This window comes from Streptomyces sp. NPDC012794, assembly GCF_042901085.1.
Lineage (GTDB): Bacteria > Actinomycetota > Actinomycetes > Streptomycetales > Streptomycetaceae > Streptomyces.
Genome location: NZ_JBIBCI010000014.1, coordinates 102,545 through 117,161 on the forward strand (window position 1 = coordinate 102,545; position 14,617 = coordinate 117,161).

At 71.3% G+C, this 14,617-nt stretch carries 12 protein-coding genes and 1 pseudogene; 8 read left to right on the top strand and 5 right to left on the bottom strand.

The window, feature by feature from the left end:
- Positions 1-291 precede the first annotated feature (291 nt).
- The 4 genes from ACFY7H_RS24550 (at position 292) to ACFY7H_RS24565 (ending at position 2,590) form a co-directional block, all read left to right on the top strand.
- Positions 292-633: a hypothetical protein gene (locus tag ACFY7H_RS24550; RefSeq protein ID WP_388941559.1), complete on the top strand. Its 342-nt coding sequence runs from the start codon at positions 292-294 to the stop codon at positions 631-633.
- 174 nt (positions 634-807) lie between these two features.
- Positions 808-1,320, top strand: a complete 513-nt coding sequence (locus ACFY7H_RS24555) for an arylamine N-acetyltransferase (RefSeq protein WP_388941562.1) — start codon at positions 808-810, stop codon at positions 1,318-1,320.
- Between the two features lie 78 nt (positions 1,321-1,398).
- Positions 1,399-1,635 carry a hypothetical protein gene (locus tag ACFY7H_RS24560; protein ID WP_388941566.1) on the top strand — a complete coding sequence of 79 codons (237 nt, stop codon included), beginning with the start codon at positions 1,399-1,401 and terminating at the stop codon, positions 1,633-1,635.
- Between the two features lie 106 nt (positions 1,636-1,741).
- Positions 1,742-2,590: an arylamine N-acetyltransferase gene (locus ACFY7H_RS24565; RefSeq protein WP_388941569.1), complete on the top strand. Its 849-nt coding sequence runs from the start codon at positions 1,742-1,744 to the stop codon at positions 2,588-2,590.
- A 1,284-nt stretch (positions 2,591-3,874) separates the two neighbouring features.
- Here the strand turns inward: ACFY7H_RS24565 and ACFY7H_RS24570 are convergent.
- Positions 3,875-5,356, bottom strand: a complete 1,482-nt coding sequence (locus tag ACFY7H_RS24570; protein WP_388941571.1) for a hypothetical protein — start codon at positions 5,354-5,356, stop codon at positions 3,875-3,877.
- 649 nt (positions 5,357-6,005) lie between these two features.
- Here ACFY7H_RS24570 and ACFY7H_RS24575 point away from each other — a divergent pair.
- A pseudogene (locus ACFY7H_RS24575) lies at positions 6,006-6,434 on the top strand (transposase family protein).
- 73 nt (positions 6,435-6,507) lie between these two features.
- Here the strand turns inward: ACFY7H_RS24575 and ACFY7H_RS24580 are convergent.
- Positions 6,508-7,653, bottom strand: coding sequence for an SMI1/KNR4 family protein (locus tag ACFY7H_RS24580; protein WP_388941574.1), 1,146 nt, complete (start codon positions 7,651-7,653; stop codon positions 6,508-6,510).
- Positions 7,654-8,273: 620 nt separating this feature from the next.
- On the opposite strand from ACFY7H_RS24580, the gene ACFY7H_RS24585 reads away from it, so the two are divergent.
- Positions 8,274-8,432 carry a hypothetical protein gene (locus tag ACFY7H_RS24585; RefSeq protein WP_388941577.1) on the top strand — a complete coding sequence of 53 codons (159 nt, stop codon included), beginning with the start codon at positions 8,274-8,276 and terminating at the stop codon, positions 8,430-8,432.
- Positions 8,433-8,652: 220 nt separating this feature from the next.
- Here ACFY7H_RS24585 and ACFY7H_RS24590 read toward each other — a convergent pair whose 3' ends face one another.
- Together ACFY7H_RS24590 and ACFY7H_RS24595 are read right to left on the bottom strand one after the other, a co-directional pair.
- Positions 8,653-9,378: a dienelactone hydrolase family protein gene (locus ACFY7H_RS24590; RefSeq protein ID WP_388941580.1), complete on the bottom strand. Its 726-nt coding sequence runs from the start codon at positions 9,376-9,378 to the stop codon at positions 8,653-8,655.
- A 358-nt stretch (positions 9,379-9,736) separates the two neighbouring features.
- Entirely contained in the window at positions 9,737-10,843 is a 1,107-nt protein-coding gene (locus ACFY7H_RS24595) for a glutamate--cysteine ligase (RefSeq protein WP_388941582.1), read from the bottom strand.
- A 416-nt stretch (positions 10,844-11,259) separates the two neighbouring features.
- Here ACFY7H_RS24595 and ACFY7H_RS24600 point away from each other — a divergent pair, with 416 nt between their 5' ends.
- Together ACFY7H_RS24600 and ACFY7H_RS24605 are read left to right on the top strand one after the other, a co-directional pair.
- Positions 11,260-12,465: a sensor histidine kinase gene (locus tag ACFY7H_RS24600; RefSeq protein WP_388941584.1), complete on the top strand. Its 1,206-nt coding sequence runs from the start codon at positions 11,260-11,262 to the stop codon at positions 12,463-12,465.
- Positions 12,466-12,499: 34 nt separating this feature from the next.
- Positions 12,500-13,186: a response regulator gene (locus ACFY7H_RS24605; protein ID WP_388941586.1), complete on the top strand. Its 687-nt coding sequence runs from the start codon at positions 12,500-12,502 to the stop codon at positions 13,184-13,186.
- A gap of 138 nt (positions 13,187-13,324) precedes the next feature.
- Here the strand turns inward: ACFY7H_RS24605 and ACFY7H_RS24610 are convergent, their stop codons facing one another.
- Positions 13,325-13,705 carry a peptidoglycan-binding protein gene (locus ACFY7H_RS24610; RefSeq protein ID WP_388941589.1) on the bottom strand — a complete coding sequence of 127 codons (381 nt, stop codon included), beginning with the start codon at positions 13,703-13,705 and terminating at the stop codon, positions 13,325-13,327.
- Positions 13,706-14,617: the final 912 nt, after the last annotated feature.

Below are 14,617 nucleotides of genomic sequence, written 5' to 3' on the forward strand. Positions count from 1 at the left end.
GGCCCGTTCCCGCCCCGAACCCGCCGTTGCGAGGAGGTACGCACCCGCGTCGTCCCGTCCGGCGGCGGGCTGGCCCACCGACGCGGCCGGGCGCCGGGGCACGCCGTTGCTCCTGACGCCCCGAAACGGCAGCGGGCATGGGCTGGGACCGCGCGGGCTCGACAATAACGTCGAAAATCCGCTTCTTGACGCCTTCCCCCCACGAGACCGTCGCGCCGCGGCACGCCCCGTCGCACGCCTGACCCGGCAGGGGCGGGCGTGCGACGGGCGGCCGCGGAAAATATCCGGCCCGTGTCGGTGGCGGGTGCGAGGATCGGCGCGGTGCCGGGGTATCCGGCCGCACTGGAGGGGGACAGGATGGGCAGCGAGAACACCTACGCGTGGCCGCGCGAGGCGACCGGGACGGACGCCGAGGCGCTGGAGCAGTGGCTGGCCGGGCACGGCTGGGAGATCGACCCGACCGTGTTCATGGCCGGATCGCGTGGCCAGGCCGTGCAGATCCGGCGGATCGGCACGGCCTGGCAGGACCGGGACCCCGGGCTGCTGGTCCTGCCCGGTGAGTCGGTGGAGTTCGACGGGAGGCGGATGCGCACCGCGGACCACCTCACGCCCGCGGCGGCCGCCGCCCCGTAGCCCCTTGGCCCGCGACATGTGTGGCACACGACCGGCCCCCCCGGCCTGACGGCCGAGGGGGGGGCCGGTCCGTTCCGTTTCCGGGCGGAAATCACGAGGTGCACGCCGGACTTGGCCGCTTCGAAGTCTCCCGTAGCTCGGATTCATCGCCGTCCGACGGGACTTACTTGAGTCATGCATCGTTCACGGGACGCTCCTTCCCCGCCCAGCTCCCAGCCGCCGGCCAGATGTGGGGCGGCACGGGGAACTGGCCCCCGTCGAGGCGCCAGACGACCACGGGCGCGGTCAGCCCGCCGGCCAGTGCCGCCAGGACGCCGAGGCTCGGCAGCAGGGAGACGGCGAGGTCGCACGGGCCGACGCGGAGCAGTTCGCGCTCGGGTCGCGCTGCTCCTCGAATCCCTGGACTACGAAGTGGCGCGCCACAGCGGGGACGTCACCCACGATCCCGAGGACCGCGCGGTCAGCGGCGGGCACCCCACGCTGACGGTCCGGGTGTACGGGACGGCGTACTGGGTGGACGCCGGAGTCGGTGACGGCCCGTGCGAGGCGCTGCCGCTGCGGGAGGGCGCGTACGAGCAGGGCGGCTTCCGGTACGTGCTGGAGCGGCTGGAGCCCCTCGAGGGCGGAGGCACCCGGCTGGACGCTGCGCAAGTTCGCCGGACCCATGCCCCGGGTCACCTTTCGTGACTCCCCGGCTGATGGCCGACCTCGAGCCCAGGCACGCCTGGCTCTCGACCGCCGAGGACTCGCCGTTCGTACGGACCTATGGTGCTGCGGCACGACACGAAGGGCTCGGACGCACTGCGCTGCCGGATCCTGACCCGGATCGACGGCGCGAAGGGCACCAGCGGGCGCGAACTCACCGACGCGGACAAACACTTCGGCGTCATCGTGAGCGCCTTCGGGCGGAACCTCGACGGCATGACCCCGGTGGACCGCGCCGCGCTGTGGGCCCGCGTGACCCGGGCGCACGAGGCGTGGCCGGCGGGTCGGCCGGGCTGAGGGAGTGGCGGCGCGAGTCCCCGCGTGAGCGGGCAACGTTGGGGAATCGGCTGAAACGGTGCCGGGTTGATGGAGAGTACAGGCATATGACGCCTAGGGTGATCGCATGACTTCTGGCATATTCGACGCCTATCTGCGACGGCTGGGTGTCCCCGGCCCGGCCGCCGCCCCCTCCGCCGCAGGGCTGTTCGCGCTCCAGCGCGCCCACCTGGAGCGCGTCCCCTACGAGAACATCGACATCCAGCTCGGCCGGCCGCCCGGCATCGGCCCCGAGCTGTCGGCGCGCCGCTTCGCCGCGGGGCACGGCGGCTACTGCTTCCACCTCAACGGAGCCTTCGCCGCCCTCCTCCGTCGCCTCGGCTACGACGTCACCCTCCACGTAGGCGCGGTCTACGAGGAGGCCGGGACTCAGGAGGTCAACGGCAACCACCTCGCGCTGACCGTCCGCGTCGACGGCGGGGAGTACCTCGTCGACGTGGGTTTGGGCGACGGCCCGCACGAACCACTGCCGCTGCGCGAAGGCGCATACGAGCAGGGAGGCTTCTCCTATGCGCTCGAACGGCTGGCGGCCGGGCCGCTGGAGGGCTGGACCTACCGCAATCCGTTCGGCCCGTTCCCCGTGATGAACTTCCTCTCCGCACCGGCCACCATGGACGACTTCGACGCGGAGCACCTGCGGTTGTCCACCGCGGAGGACTCGCCCTTCGTGCGCACGCTGGCCCTGCTGCGCCGGGACGCCGAATCCATCGACCTGTTGCGCGGGCGGATCCTGACACGCATCGACCCGGCCAAGGGGCCGAGCGAGCGGGAGCTGAGCACCCCGGAGGAGTTCTACGAGACCATCGCCACCGTATTCGGGCGCGAACTCGGCGACCTGACCCCGGCGGACCGGGCCACGCTGTGGACGCAGGTGAACCGGTCCCACGAGGAGTGGCTGGCCTCGCGGGAAGCCTGATGCCGGTACGGCAGGGCAGACTCTGGGCATGTCTCACCCTGTCGGGCCCGTCCCGCAGGCGGGCGCGACTGCGCCGTGATCGTTGGTCTGATCGCTCGTCACGCCCCCCGCCGGGCGGGTCCGCGGCGACCTGGTGTCCTGCCCCGGCTCCCGGACCCGGGTGGTCCTCGGCACTTCCGCGCCGACCCTGGACGGGTTCACCCTGGGCCCCCATCCGGGCCAGCTGCCGCTGTTCTGAGCCGGAGGCCACATCATCCGCCCCGGCGGGGCGGATGTGGCCGATGCGGCCGAGGATCAGGTTGGCGATGACGTTGGTCGTCAGGGTCCCGACCTGCGAGCGCCGGCGCTTGCCGGTGGCGGTCCGCAGCGCCGTACCCGGGCCGGGCTCCGGGGCCCGTACGCCCGCCCGCCGGGCCGCCACAGGTGGACGCGGAGGCCGACGCGATGGACGTCCTTTCCACCCACCCCAACCCCGGCGCCCGGCTACGGGCCCTTGCCGACCCCCGCCGGCTCTTCTCGTTCTCGCCGGGCAGTTCCCTGGCCCTGGGCGTGGCGGCCACCCACCGCACGTGTTCAGGGCCCTCTTCGTGCCCGGTCTGCTGCCCCGGGATCCGTACGTCTACGGGCTCGTGGGCGCCTGCCTCGCCCAGGTCGTCGTGGCGCTGATCGTGGAACGCCGTACGCGGGCGGCGGCCCGTGAGCTGAGCCCGCTGCACGGCCTCCTCGCCGCCGTCGTCGCGGGAGCGGTGCTGCACCCGACGCTGCTCCTGGCCCATGACCACTCCCGGTGCCTGCGCTTCGGGTTCGGCTCCGCGAACTGCCACATCCTGCCGTGGGCCGCCGCGTGGCCGTTCCTGGCCATGCCCTACGGCTGGGGGCTCATCGCGGCGGGGCCTGACGGTCCTGCTCCGGGTCGGTCTGATCCGCCGAAGCCGCCGGCCCGGGCAGGCGGCGCCGACGGCGTAGCCCGAGCCCACAGGCGACTTTTGACGCGGCGCCGCGGCCTCCCGGGCCTCCACCTGCTTCGCCGGGTCGCCCTGGACGTTCTGCATCGCCTGCCCGAGCGGCTGCGGGGTCGCGACGTGGTCGGCGCCGTCGATCCACCGACCGGGCCGCCCCCGAGGAACTCGGCGGCGGCTTCCCGCGACGGGAACGGTGTCGGCCACGCGTCGAGCCATCCGCCGATCTCGGCCTGTCACGTCGGGTTCGGGCCGCCGGGACCGGCTCGAGGCCGTGCAGCAGGACCACGGGCGGCCCCGAGCCGCCCCAGTCGCGACAGGACAGTCAGCGTTCGACGCCGGCCACGTCAAGGAGCTGGCGCATGAGGTCGTAGGGGAGTGCGTGGTTGCGGGCTGCTGTTCGCGCCATGTTCTGGGCAGTTACGCCAAGGAGTTCGACGAGGCGGGGAAGCGGCAGAAGCGGGTGGGACGCCGCGTGATGCCGGACCATGTCGTTCGGGTCGTGGGAGAGACGCTCGACGAGTTCCGGAACGGCGTGTGGGTCGCGCATGGCGGCGTACCGCAGTCGGTGGTTCGGGCTGTCAGCGAACCGGGCGAGGCCGGGCCGGGCGAAGTGGCGACGGGAGGTCAGCAGGACCCACCTCGGAGAGTCGGCGAGCATCTCAACGAGGAGTTCGTGCGGGGCGTGGTCGTTCTCGCACAGCATCGACCTCACGTAGTGGTCTTCGTCGCCTGCCAGCCGCTCGATCACGTCGGCGGGCAGTTCCGCCGCACGCGTGACGCCGCGCCGCAGCATGACATGGCTGGAGGCCGCGATCTCCCGCAGCGCATCAGGGTCGTCGAAGTGTTCCTCGACCCAGGCCGGGACCGGGTAGCGGTCCTGTGGGGCCGTGTAGTCGATCGTTGCCCTCTGTTCCTCCGTCAAGTCCGCTCGCGTGGACACGGCCAGCCGCACGCCGGCATCGGCGTCAGCGGCCAGCGCGAGGGCGAGGGGCGTGGGCACGTGCGGGTTCCGGGCGGCCCGTTCACGGAGGGAAGGGTCTTCCTGGGTGGCGAGGAATGCCGCCAGCTCCGCGTCGACGGGTGCGGCGAGGGCGGCGCCGAGACGGCGGTCCTCGTCCGCTTCGGCGAGAAAGGCATCGACCGTCGTCGGCAGGGGCATCATGAGCCGGGCCACGCGTTCGAACGCCTCGCGTACCCGAGGGTCGGGGTCGGCGCCCGCCGCGGCTCGGACCGCGACAGGCAGTCTGTGCCAGGTTCGGGAGTTGATGGCGGCGGCCCGGACGCGGGCATCGCGATCCTCGGCCAGCAGGAGCAGGCTCTTCTCCGGCAGACCCACGAGTTCAGCCGCGCTGCACCGCAGCCCGGCGTACGGGCTGGTCGCCAGTCGGACCAGCACCTCCGTCGGCAGTTCGACGCCGAAGGATTGAGCGATCCGGACCATGCGGCGCTGTACGGCCGGGTTCGTATCTTCAGCCAGTGCTCCGTAGACCTTCGCCGGCAAACGGGAATTCCCGACCAGGATGCTGCGGACCTCCGGGTCGGGGTGTTTGGCGGCGGCCATCGCCGCGGTCTGCGACAGCTCGCGCTTGCCGAGCACACTCCAGGCCTCGGACCGGGGATCCAGTGTGAACAAACGACGCAGCACCGAGTCCGGGGCCGCGTGGTTCGAGGCGAGCCCCGCCACCCATTCCGCATGGAGGCCGGCGTCCGTTTCGAGCAGCCGCAGGGCATCGGCGCGTATCGATGCCGTTGCCTCGGAGAAACCGAACGCGACCTGAGTCAGCTGATCATCGTTGTGCGCCATGGAGAGATCATCGCAAGTCGGCTGGTGACCACCGATGGGACTGCATCGGCTCCGAGCAGGAGACGGCCCTGCTGGTCAGCACCCCGGCCAGGCGACTCCCGTCGAGTCGCCGCGGCCGCGCACCGACAGGCGTGGAGTGCCTGCCGTGCCGTGGCTTTGGCCTCTTCGTGGTGGCCGAGGTGGTGTAGGGCAATGGCGTGAGCATTTCGATGGTGCCGGCGTCGGCGGGGGAAGGGTCGGCCACGGTTTCGCGAGCTTGATCGAGGGCTTCCTGGTAGTGCTTCTGGCCGTTGACGCTTGCTACGAGGACCGCGTTGAGGCCGGCACGCGTGCGTCCTTCGGCGCGGGGGAGGTTTCCACGGGCGATCACTTCTGCTTCTTCGTAGCGGTCTTGCCAGCAGAGGGCCTCGGCGAGGTTCCACAGGGCGGTGACTGGTGTTGCCCTACCGGTGTGAGGGGCGGCAGGCGTCCGGCGACGCGGAGTATGTCCAGGGCCTCGTGCTCGGCTTCGGTGTAGCGGTGCTGCGCGATCAGTGAGCTTCTTCGAGTTGGCCACCGATCGGGTGATGAGCCGTGAAGGCAACGAACGAGGCCCCCGAACTGTTGATCGAGATGTCTGACGTCTCAATCACGTTGCTCGGGGGCCTCGTTGGTTATGCATCCTGACGCACTTGACCTGCCTCATGCGCTCGTGGAGTGGGTCGCCATGCTGGTTGTCACTCGTGAGGGCGACCGGCGCTGCAAGCTCCGTCCGTCTCAGCGGGCGATGGTGGCACTTGACCGCCGCCCGCACCCACCGGATCATCCGGATCTGCGAGCGCCAGGGCGTTCCCATTCTGGCCGACCTCGCCTGCCAAGGTAGCGGACCGTGGCTGACAACCGGCATCAAACGCAAGCCACTCCAGGAACTCACTCTCACCGAAAAGACCCTTAACCGGGCGCTGGCCGCAGCACGAGCGCCCGTTGAACGCGGTGTCGCGATCCTCCAGTCCTGGCGGACCTTCCGCAGGTCCCGGTGCAGCCCCAACCGCATGACGTCAATCGTCAAAGCCATCCTCACGTGGAGCGGCAGCGCTGAAGAAGCTCAGTGAGCGCTTCGTCTGGCGATGACCGCCACATGAAGCGCTCACCCGGAACCGAAACCCCTGGGGTCAGTCCTGATCTTGGCGGTACTGGGCCGCGTACCAACTGGAGTCGATGGCGGGGTTCCGCAGCGCCCCCCAGAATCGGTCGTCAGGTATCGGTGGCAGGGGCTGATTGCCCAGGTCCGCATGCAGGTCCGCACGCCAGTTGAGAGTGAAGTGACTCCGGGTCTCCGCGCTCTCGCACACGGACCTGTACGGGGACCCCCAGATCCCGAGGGCTATCTTCTCCGCGGCCCACCTGCGAGTGACATCTCGGCCGGTGTCGGCCTGTGCGAGCACCGCGCGGAGGCGCAAGGCGAGCGGGCCGGTCTGGTCCGGCCACGGTAGGGCCACACCACGCTCCCACGCGTCCAGGGCTGCCTTGACCTCCAAGTAGTTGTTCAGGCCCGTTTCGACCGCCAGTCTGCGCAGCTGCTTCCGCGCGGCCTCAACCACCTGCTCATACGGCAGAACTGCGATCAGCGCACCGAGTTCCTCGTGCCCGTCCAGGTGGCTCACGTGGAGGAGGTCGGTGGGACTGTAGGACAGGTCCAGCTCTGGCAGCTGCTCATCCGGTGCGGGAAGGGGCTCGTCGGCACTGTACTCCGGCCTGGCAGGCAGAGGCGCCTCCCAGAACAGCCGTCCGTTGAAGGTGACGACACCAGCCTCCTGGCCGCGCTCAAGTGTGTCGGCCAGTTTGGCCAGATACCCACCCAGCGAGTGGGCCCGCCCAAATCTGGTGCCGGTCTCGTCGAAGAACCGTCCGATCGCACCGAAGGAGTCCCGCTCAGTACGGCAATCCATCAGAAGACCGTCCGACGTCACGTCGTAAGCACCGAACTTCACGTAGTCGTGAAGCCAGTAGTCCTCGGTCTCCCCGTCGAGGCCCTGGCCGATGCCGCGCATGAACCCGGTGTCCCCGAGGATTCCGCTCACTCCGAGCAGCCGGTCGCCCGTACTGAACCGGAAAGCCTCAGGTCCCTCCAGCGCCCCGTTGTGCCGGAGGAGCGAAGCGACCAGGTCCGCAGGAAAGGTGACCCCCAGTTCCTGTTGCGCTGCCGCGATCTCCTCGCCACCTGCAGGCGGCCGAAGCGTGGCAAACGTACGGGGCGCATGCTCGCGCAGCCACGCGTCGATGCGAGTCCAAGACTCCTGGACCAGGTCTGATGTCATAAGGCCGACCTTAGAGCCGGCGGCTGACAACAGCTTGATCGTCGCTTACCGGCCTTGCCGCCGGGCTGGCGTTCAGGCCGGCAAGCTTCGAGTGACCCCTTATCCCTGCTCACCAAGCTGCCGGCATCGCACGGCAGCCGCCCACTCGACACTGAACAGAAGCGCTCCAGTCGCGATCACCCGATCGGTGGCCAACTCGAAGAAGCTCAGTGCGCCTGTTCGGTTGATACGGGCCGTGAGGAGAAGGGCCTGCCTGGCCGGATTGTCTGCAGCCTGCCGCATCTCGGCGATGAGCGCATCCAGCTCGGTGAGTATGTGTGTCCCTCGTCCGAGGCCGACCACCTCGGGACGGGGGCGCGGTCTTTGGCGCGGCGGGGATCAGAGAGGAACGCCCGCGCGGCCGCCTCGGCCTCATCGGCCCTGCCCATCTCGCTCAGGTCGCAGATGCGGTTGAGTTCCGTGACCTGTCTGCGGCCGACGCTGTTCTTGAGCAGTCCTTTGCGCCACAGGAGGTGCCGCACGTTTCCCTTGAAGATCACAGGTCAGAGGTTACGTAGACACACATGCAGGGGTAAGCGGCGGGCCGCGTTCTGCCCCCAGCGGCCCGTCTGGTTCGGGACGTGACCTATCCCGGTCCGGAAGAACACTGCAGCCTGAACATCCGCGATGACAACCTCGTGGTCCGCATCGCTCTGGGAGGGGAGCAGCATCCCGCATCGACCTGCGAGTCGGAGGCCAAGAAGACCGCCGGTGCTGCCATCGCGGCCATGCCTCACTGAGGTGCCGGGCCGGCCCCAGGCGCGGACCGGTACCACGTTCCCGAGACCCTGTGTCGGGACAGGGGCCAGGAGTATTGATCACGCAGCGGCGCGGGCTGCGGAAGCCATGTCGGGCCCAGCCGCGCTGCGTGCGGGGTGGCCTTCGAGCAGTAGTTATGGACGGGGTTGGGATTCGTCGTTGTCCGGCGGAGAACGCGTAGGCGCGTTGACGGAAGCGCGATCATTCCGTTACGGGCAGGCATTCGGCGAGCAGGTCGAGGACGTCGCGCCAGGCTCGCTGCGCGTGCTGTGGGTGGTAGCCGACACCGGGGACCGTGGGGTGGTCGACCGGTGGGTGGTGGAAGGCGTGCAGGGCGCCGCCGTAGACCGTGATGCGCCAGTCGACGCCCGCGGCCTGCATCTCGGCGGCGAACGCGTCCCGTTGCGCGGGCGGCATGATCGGGTCCTCCGACCCGACCCCGGCCCACACCGGGCAGCGAATGCGCGCCGCCTCTCCCGGTCGGCCCGTGGTGGTTGCGTTGACTGTCCCGATCGCGCGCAGGCTGACGCCATCGCGCCCGAGTTCCAGCGCGACGGCGCCCCCGGTGCCGTAGCCGACGGCGGCGATCCGGTCGGGGTCGGTCCGCGGTTCGGCGCGCAGCACGTCGAGCGCCGCATGGCCGATGCCCCGCATCCGGTCGGGATCAGCGAGCAGGGGCATGCAACGGGCCAGCATCTCCTCCGGGTCACCCAGATAGCGCCCGCCATGAAGGTCGAAGGCCAGCGCTACGTATCCCAGCTCGGCGAGAGCATCGGCCCGCCGGCGCTCGACGTCGCTGAGCCCCATGCCCTCCGGCCCGAGCAGCACCGCGGGCCGACGGCCGACACCGGCCGGAAGCGCGAGGTGCCCGATCATCGTCAAACCATCGGCCGGGTACTCGACCGTACGTGTTGTAACCCGCGTCATGAGATCGGACGGTAGTGATCACCGAGCCCGGCCGGGCCATTGTTCACCGCTGGCAGAACAGCCGGCTGTTGACCCTCACCAGAGACCGCATCGGCTCTGAGCGGGAGACGGCCCTGCCGGCCGGCACCCGAGCCTGGTCCCCGCTCGCCGACGGCATGACCGATGTCGCCCGCTGCCGGGGATGGGGGGCGGGGCCGGACGAGCGGCTGTGGGCTGGGTCGGCGGATACCCGAGCCTGGTAGCAGGGCCGCCCGGTGAGCTGCCGGGCCGCATGGTCGGCCAGGTCCTGCGCGCTGTGACCATCCCGCCCGGTGCTCCCGTCCCCGAGGGACTCGCGACTCTGCCACCGCCGCGCGTCTCAGGGTTTGATCGTCAACTCCGCGCACCGGGTGGCGACCGCCGCGAGCGTCTCCCCGCTGCCGTGCAGCCGACGCTGGACGCGGGCGCCGTTGCCCCGTTCGTGCAGGTGGGCGATGGCTTCCCGGACCCGCTCGTCGTCGCCGTGGTCCACGAGGGCCTCTCGCACGTGCTGGTACAGGGCCTCGACGGCGTGCACGGCTGACGTCTCCCGCATGGTCTCGGGGTGCAGCAGCGGCCCGTCCAGGCCCGAGCGGCCCGCCCGCCAGTTGGCCAGGCGCAACAGGCTCGTGCCGATCCTGGCGGGGGGTTCACCGTCGCGCCACGCGCGGGCCGCGGTCTCGACCAGGCCGCGTGCGAGAGCGGCGATCAGGACCGTCGTGGAGGCGTCCAGACAGACGTCGGCCACCCTGACCTCCACCGTCGGGTAATTGGCCGACAGCCGGGCGTCGAAGTAGATCATGCCCACGTCCCGGAGCACCCCGGTGTCGATCATCGCCTGGACCTGCTCGTGGTACCGGTCCGCGGAGCCGAAGACGTCGACCGGTCCGGCGGACGGCCAGCGGTTCCACACCCGGCTGCGATAGCTGCCGTATCCGCTGTCCTCACCCTGCCAAAAGGGTGAGTTCGCGCTGATGGCGGTCAGGACGGCCAGCCACGGTCGGATGCGGTCCAGGACCGCCACGCCTTCCTCGTCCGATTCGACCGAGACGTGCACGTGGCAGCCGCATGTCAGCTGCTCCTGCGCCGTCAGGCCGAACTGCTCTCCCAGCCACCGGTAGCGCGGCCCCGCGCTCAGTGAGGGCCGCACCGGCAGCGGCGAGGTCGCGACGGCCGCCACCACGGCGCCCGCACTCGCCGCGTGGTGCGCGGCCTCCCCGCGGATTCGGACGATCTCGTCGTGCAGCTCGCCCATGTGGGTCACCGGTTTGGTGGCGAACTCCAGTTGCTCCTTGTGCAGCTCCTTCTCAAACGCGTGGTCCTCCCCGCCCGGGCGCTCCCAGGCCAGGCGGTCCGCCGCCGCCAGAACCGCTCCCGAGACGGCCAGCGGTTCACCGCTGCGCTCGTCCACCAGCAGCAGTTCCTCTTCCACACCCACACTTCTCATACCGCCACCCGGGGATTGCGCCTTCAGATGGTCGTCACCTGCCCTGTCTTCCGGCGACCATGCCGCCGCCGGGCCGCCGTCATGGTCGGCCGAGCCGCTGCGGGTGCCGGAGGCACCGCTCCCCGGGCTCGGTCCGGCGCCGTCCGCCACCCCGAGCGGGGCTCCCTCGTACCCCAGGGCGATAGCGGCCCATCCCCGTACGCACACCCGTACATCCCGCTCGGCGACTGGTCGGCGGCGGCCGCGACGATCCGGTACCAGCGCACCGGACGCAGAGCGGGGATTCCCCCGGTCCACCGCCTCGTGCGCCTCGGGGTCGCCGCCTCCAGCCAGGTCCGCGGCGCCCGCCCGGCGCCCTCCGCGCGGTCAACCCTGGGGTGGACGACGTCTCGGGCGAGCGCCTCTACGCTGCGGGGATGCAGTCAGGCAGACGCCGGATACACGTCGACCCGCTGGTGACCGACACCCTGCTCGCGTGTGTCATGGCCATTGTGACGGTCGTCTACGGACGGCAGGCCCACGCCGCCCAGTACCAGAGCGAGGGCTGGCCGCCCTTCGGCCCGCTCGCCGTCGCCCTCAGCCTGGCCGTGAACCTCCCCCTGGCGCTGCGCGGGCGGGCGCCGTGGGTGGCGTTCGGCGTCTCGTGCGGCGCGCTGGCCGCGTACACGGCGGCCGGTTTCCAGCCGTCGACGAACATGTGGGCCCCGTTGCTGGCCTGCTACACGGTGATCGTGCGCAGTCCGGCCCGGCGGTCGGCGTGGGCGGCGGCCGTGACCGCCGGGGTATGGGCGGCGGCCGGCCTGAGAGCCCGTCTGTCGGTGGAACTGTCCCTGGCACAGGCCGCCATCGGGGTCGCGGTCGTCTGGTTGTGGGCCTCCGGCAGTCGCCGCCTGGCGCAGCGCAACAGCCAACTCGCCGAGTTGACCGAGCAGTTGCGGCGCGAGCAGGAACTTCGTGCCCGGCACGCCATCGCAGAGGAGAGACTGCGCATCGCCCGCGAACTCCACGACGTCGTCGCCCACCATCTCTCCGCGCTCGCTGTCCAGGCGGGTCTGGCCGAGTTCGTGTTCACCTCCGACCCCGAAGCGGCCCGGCAGGCGGTGGCGTCCATCGGCTCCAGCAGCCGGCAGGCGCTGGAGGAGATGCGCGGCCTGCTCGGCGTACTGCGCACCGGCACCGAGACCGCCGACGAGGGCGCGCTGTACCGGGCGGCGCCGGGTCTGGACGCACTGGACGATCTGGTGGAGCGGGCCCGCGCCTCCGGCCTGGACGTCACCTGGACGGTTTCGGGACACCGGCGCCCCCTGCCGTCAGGGGTGGAGCTGTGCGCGTACCGCATCATCCAGGAGGCGCTGACCAACAGCGTGAAGCACGCCGGCCATGGCGCCCGGGTCCGCCTGAGCCTCGGCTTCCACGCCGACCTGCTGAGCTGCGAGGTGACCAGCCAGGGTGGCAGCGCGCCCGCCGCCGGTCTGCCGTCGAGTGGGCTCGGGTTGCCCGGCATGCGGGAACGGGCGAGACTCTACGGCGGGTCACTGCGGGCCGGGCCGCGAGCCGAGGGAGGGTTCGAGGTCGTCTTCACCATCCCGCTGGCCCCGCTGGACACAACCGGGGGCACATGACCATCCCCCGCACACACGGGGGGAGACGGCAGCGATGACACGGCTGCTGATCGTGGACGACCAGGTGCTCATCCGGGCCGGGCTGGCAGCGCTCGCCGCGGCGGCACCCGGTTTAGAGGCCGTGGGGCAGGCGGCGACCGGTGAAGAGGCGGTCGAACTCGCCGCCTCGCTGCGGCCGGACGTGATCCTGATGGACATCCGGCTGCCGGGCATGAGCGGCATCACCGCCCTTGAGTACATCCTCGACCAGGCACCCCACCCCAAGCCGAAGATCGTCATGCTCACGGTGTTCGATCTCGACGAGTACGTGTACGCGGCCCTGCGGGCCGGCGCCAGCGGATTCCTCCTCAAGGACACCCCGCCCGAGCGGCTCCTGGCGGCTGTCGCCCTGATCGCCGAAGGCGAGATGCTGCTCGCCCCCACCGTCACCCGCCGGCTCGTCGAAACCTTCGCCCACCGGCCGCAGGCTCCGCGGGCACAGCCCGCCAGCCTCGGGGGCCTCACGGAACGCGAAACGGAGGTGCTGCACCTCGTGGGGCAGGGCCTCACCAACGAGCAGATCGCCCAGCGGCTGGTGGTGAGCATCGCCACCGTCAAGACCCACCTCAACCGCGTCATGTCCAAACTCGGCCTGCAGAGCCGCGCGCAGGCCGTGGTCGTCGCCTACGAGAGCGGCCTGCTGTCCCCCGGCCGGGAGCAGACGCAACGGTCCTCGTCCTAGCGCCGTGGCCGGGACGTCCGCCGCGCTGCGCGACGTACGCCCGGCCGGCCCGGCCGCCGGTGGTGCCTGCCCGCCAGGGCGGGCCGGCACCGATCGGTGATCCCCCGTCGTATCAGCTCACCGACCGACAGGCCGCCGTCACTGCCCGCGCAGCTTGCGCCAGGTGTTGGGGCCGACCTTGCCGTCGGCGGCGAGCCCCCGGCTGCGCTGGAAGGCCTTCACCGCGTCCTCGGTGGCCTTGCCGAAGTCGCCGTCGACCCCGTACCTGCCGATGTCGAAGTGCCAGACGTCCCTCAGGAGGCACTGCACCTCGCGCACCTTGTCACCGCGGTCGCCCCGGTCGGTGTACGGCGTGCCGTCCTCCCAGCCGCAGTACCAGCCGGAGGCCGTCGCGGCCGCCGTCACGGGCGCCCCGGCTCCCGCCGGGGCCGCCGAGGCGACACCGGCCGTACCCATCAGGACGGCGGCGGCCAGAGCACCACCGGACAGCAGCACAGCGGACTTCCTGGTGTTGATCATGATTCTCCCCTTCAACGCACATCGACCGGGACCCGCCCAACCACAGCGCGGGTCCCTCCCTTGCAGGAAGGTGCCGCTCCCGTCCCGGGCGCCGGGGGCGACAGCCAGGAACGCTACGTGCCCTTCCGGCGTCCGCTCGTCGCCCGACGGGTTGATCCCCCGCCTCCACCTTTCACCCCAGTTCCCCGGACCGCGCAACCACGGCATGAGGCCGCTCGTCGGTCCGTACAACCACGGCAGCAGCACAAACCGGCCACGGACCCGCGACCGCCCCGAGCTGCCGAAGCTCGCGGAAGCCATCGGACTGTCCTACACGGTGGTCGATAACTGCCGGTGGGCGGCGTCGAAGTGGCCCATGGACCGAGCTTGCCCAAGAAGGCGGCGGACCGGTCATCGGGGGCCGGTGCCGGTGCGGACACCCCCCAGGACGTGAACAGCGACGCCTACGGGCCCTGGATCTTCAGGGTCAAGCCGGCAGCCGGAGCCTCCGCCGACAAGCTCATCGACGCCGCCTACGCGCGGCTGACCGTGGGCTGGGTGGGGCGTCCCGCAGGAGCCGGGACGCCCCCGCCCGGGTTGAGCAGGATGGGCCCATGTCGGGATCGGCCCGGACGTGCCGTCGACCACGCACCGGTCGGCGTACGACGGCCAGGCCCGCCGCCCGCGCGCGGAGGCGTTGCGGGCCGTGTGTGCGTGCGGATGGCGCGGCCCGGCTCAGCCCCCCTGGACTGGTCGAGACGGCCGAGCAGCTGACCGTCACCCGTCGCGGACGCGCCGTTGGCCGCGCCGCGCGCCGCCGGTGTGCTCGAGCGGCTCGCAGCCCGGGCCGGCCGGGACACCGCTGGCGCGCCCCGAGACGACGGCGTGTCCGCCGAAGCGGTGGCCACCGCGCTGGGGACCGCCCGCTACGAC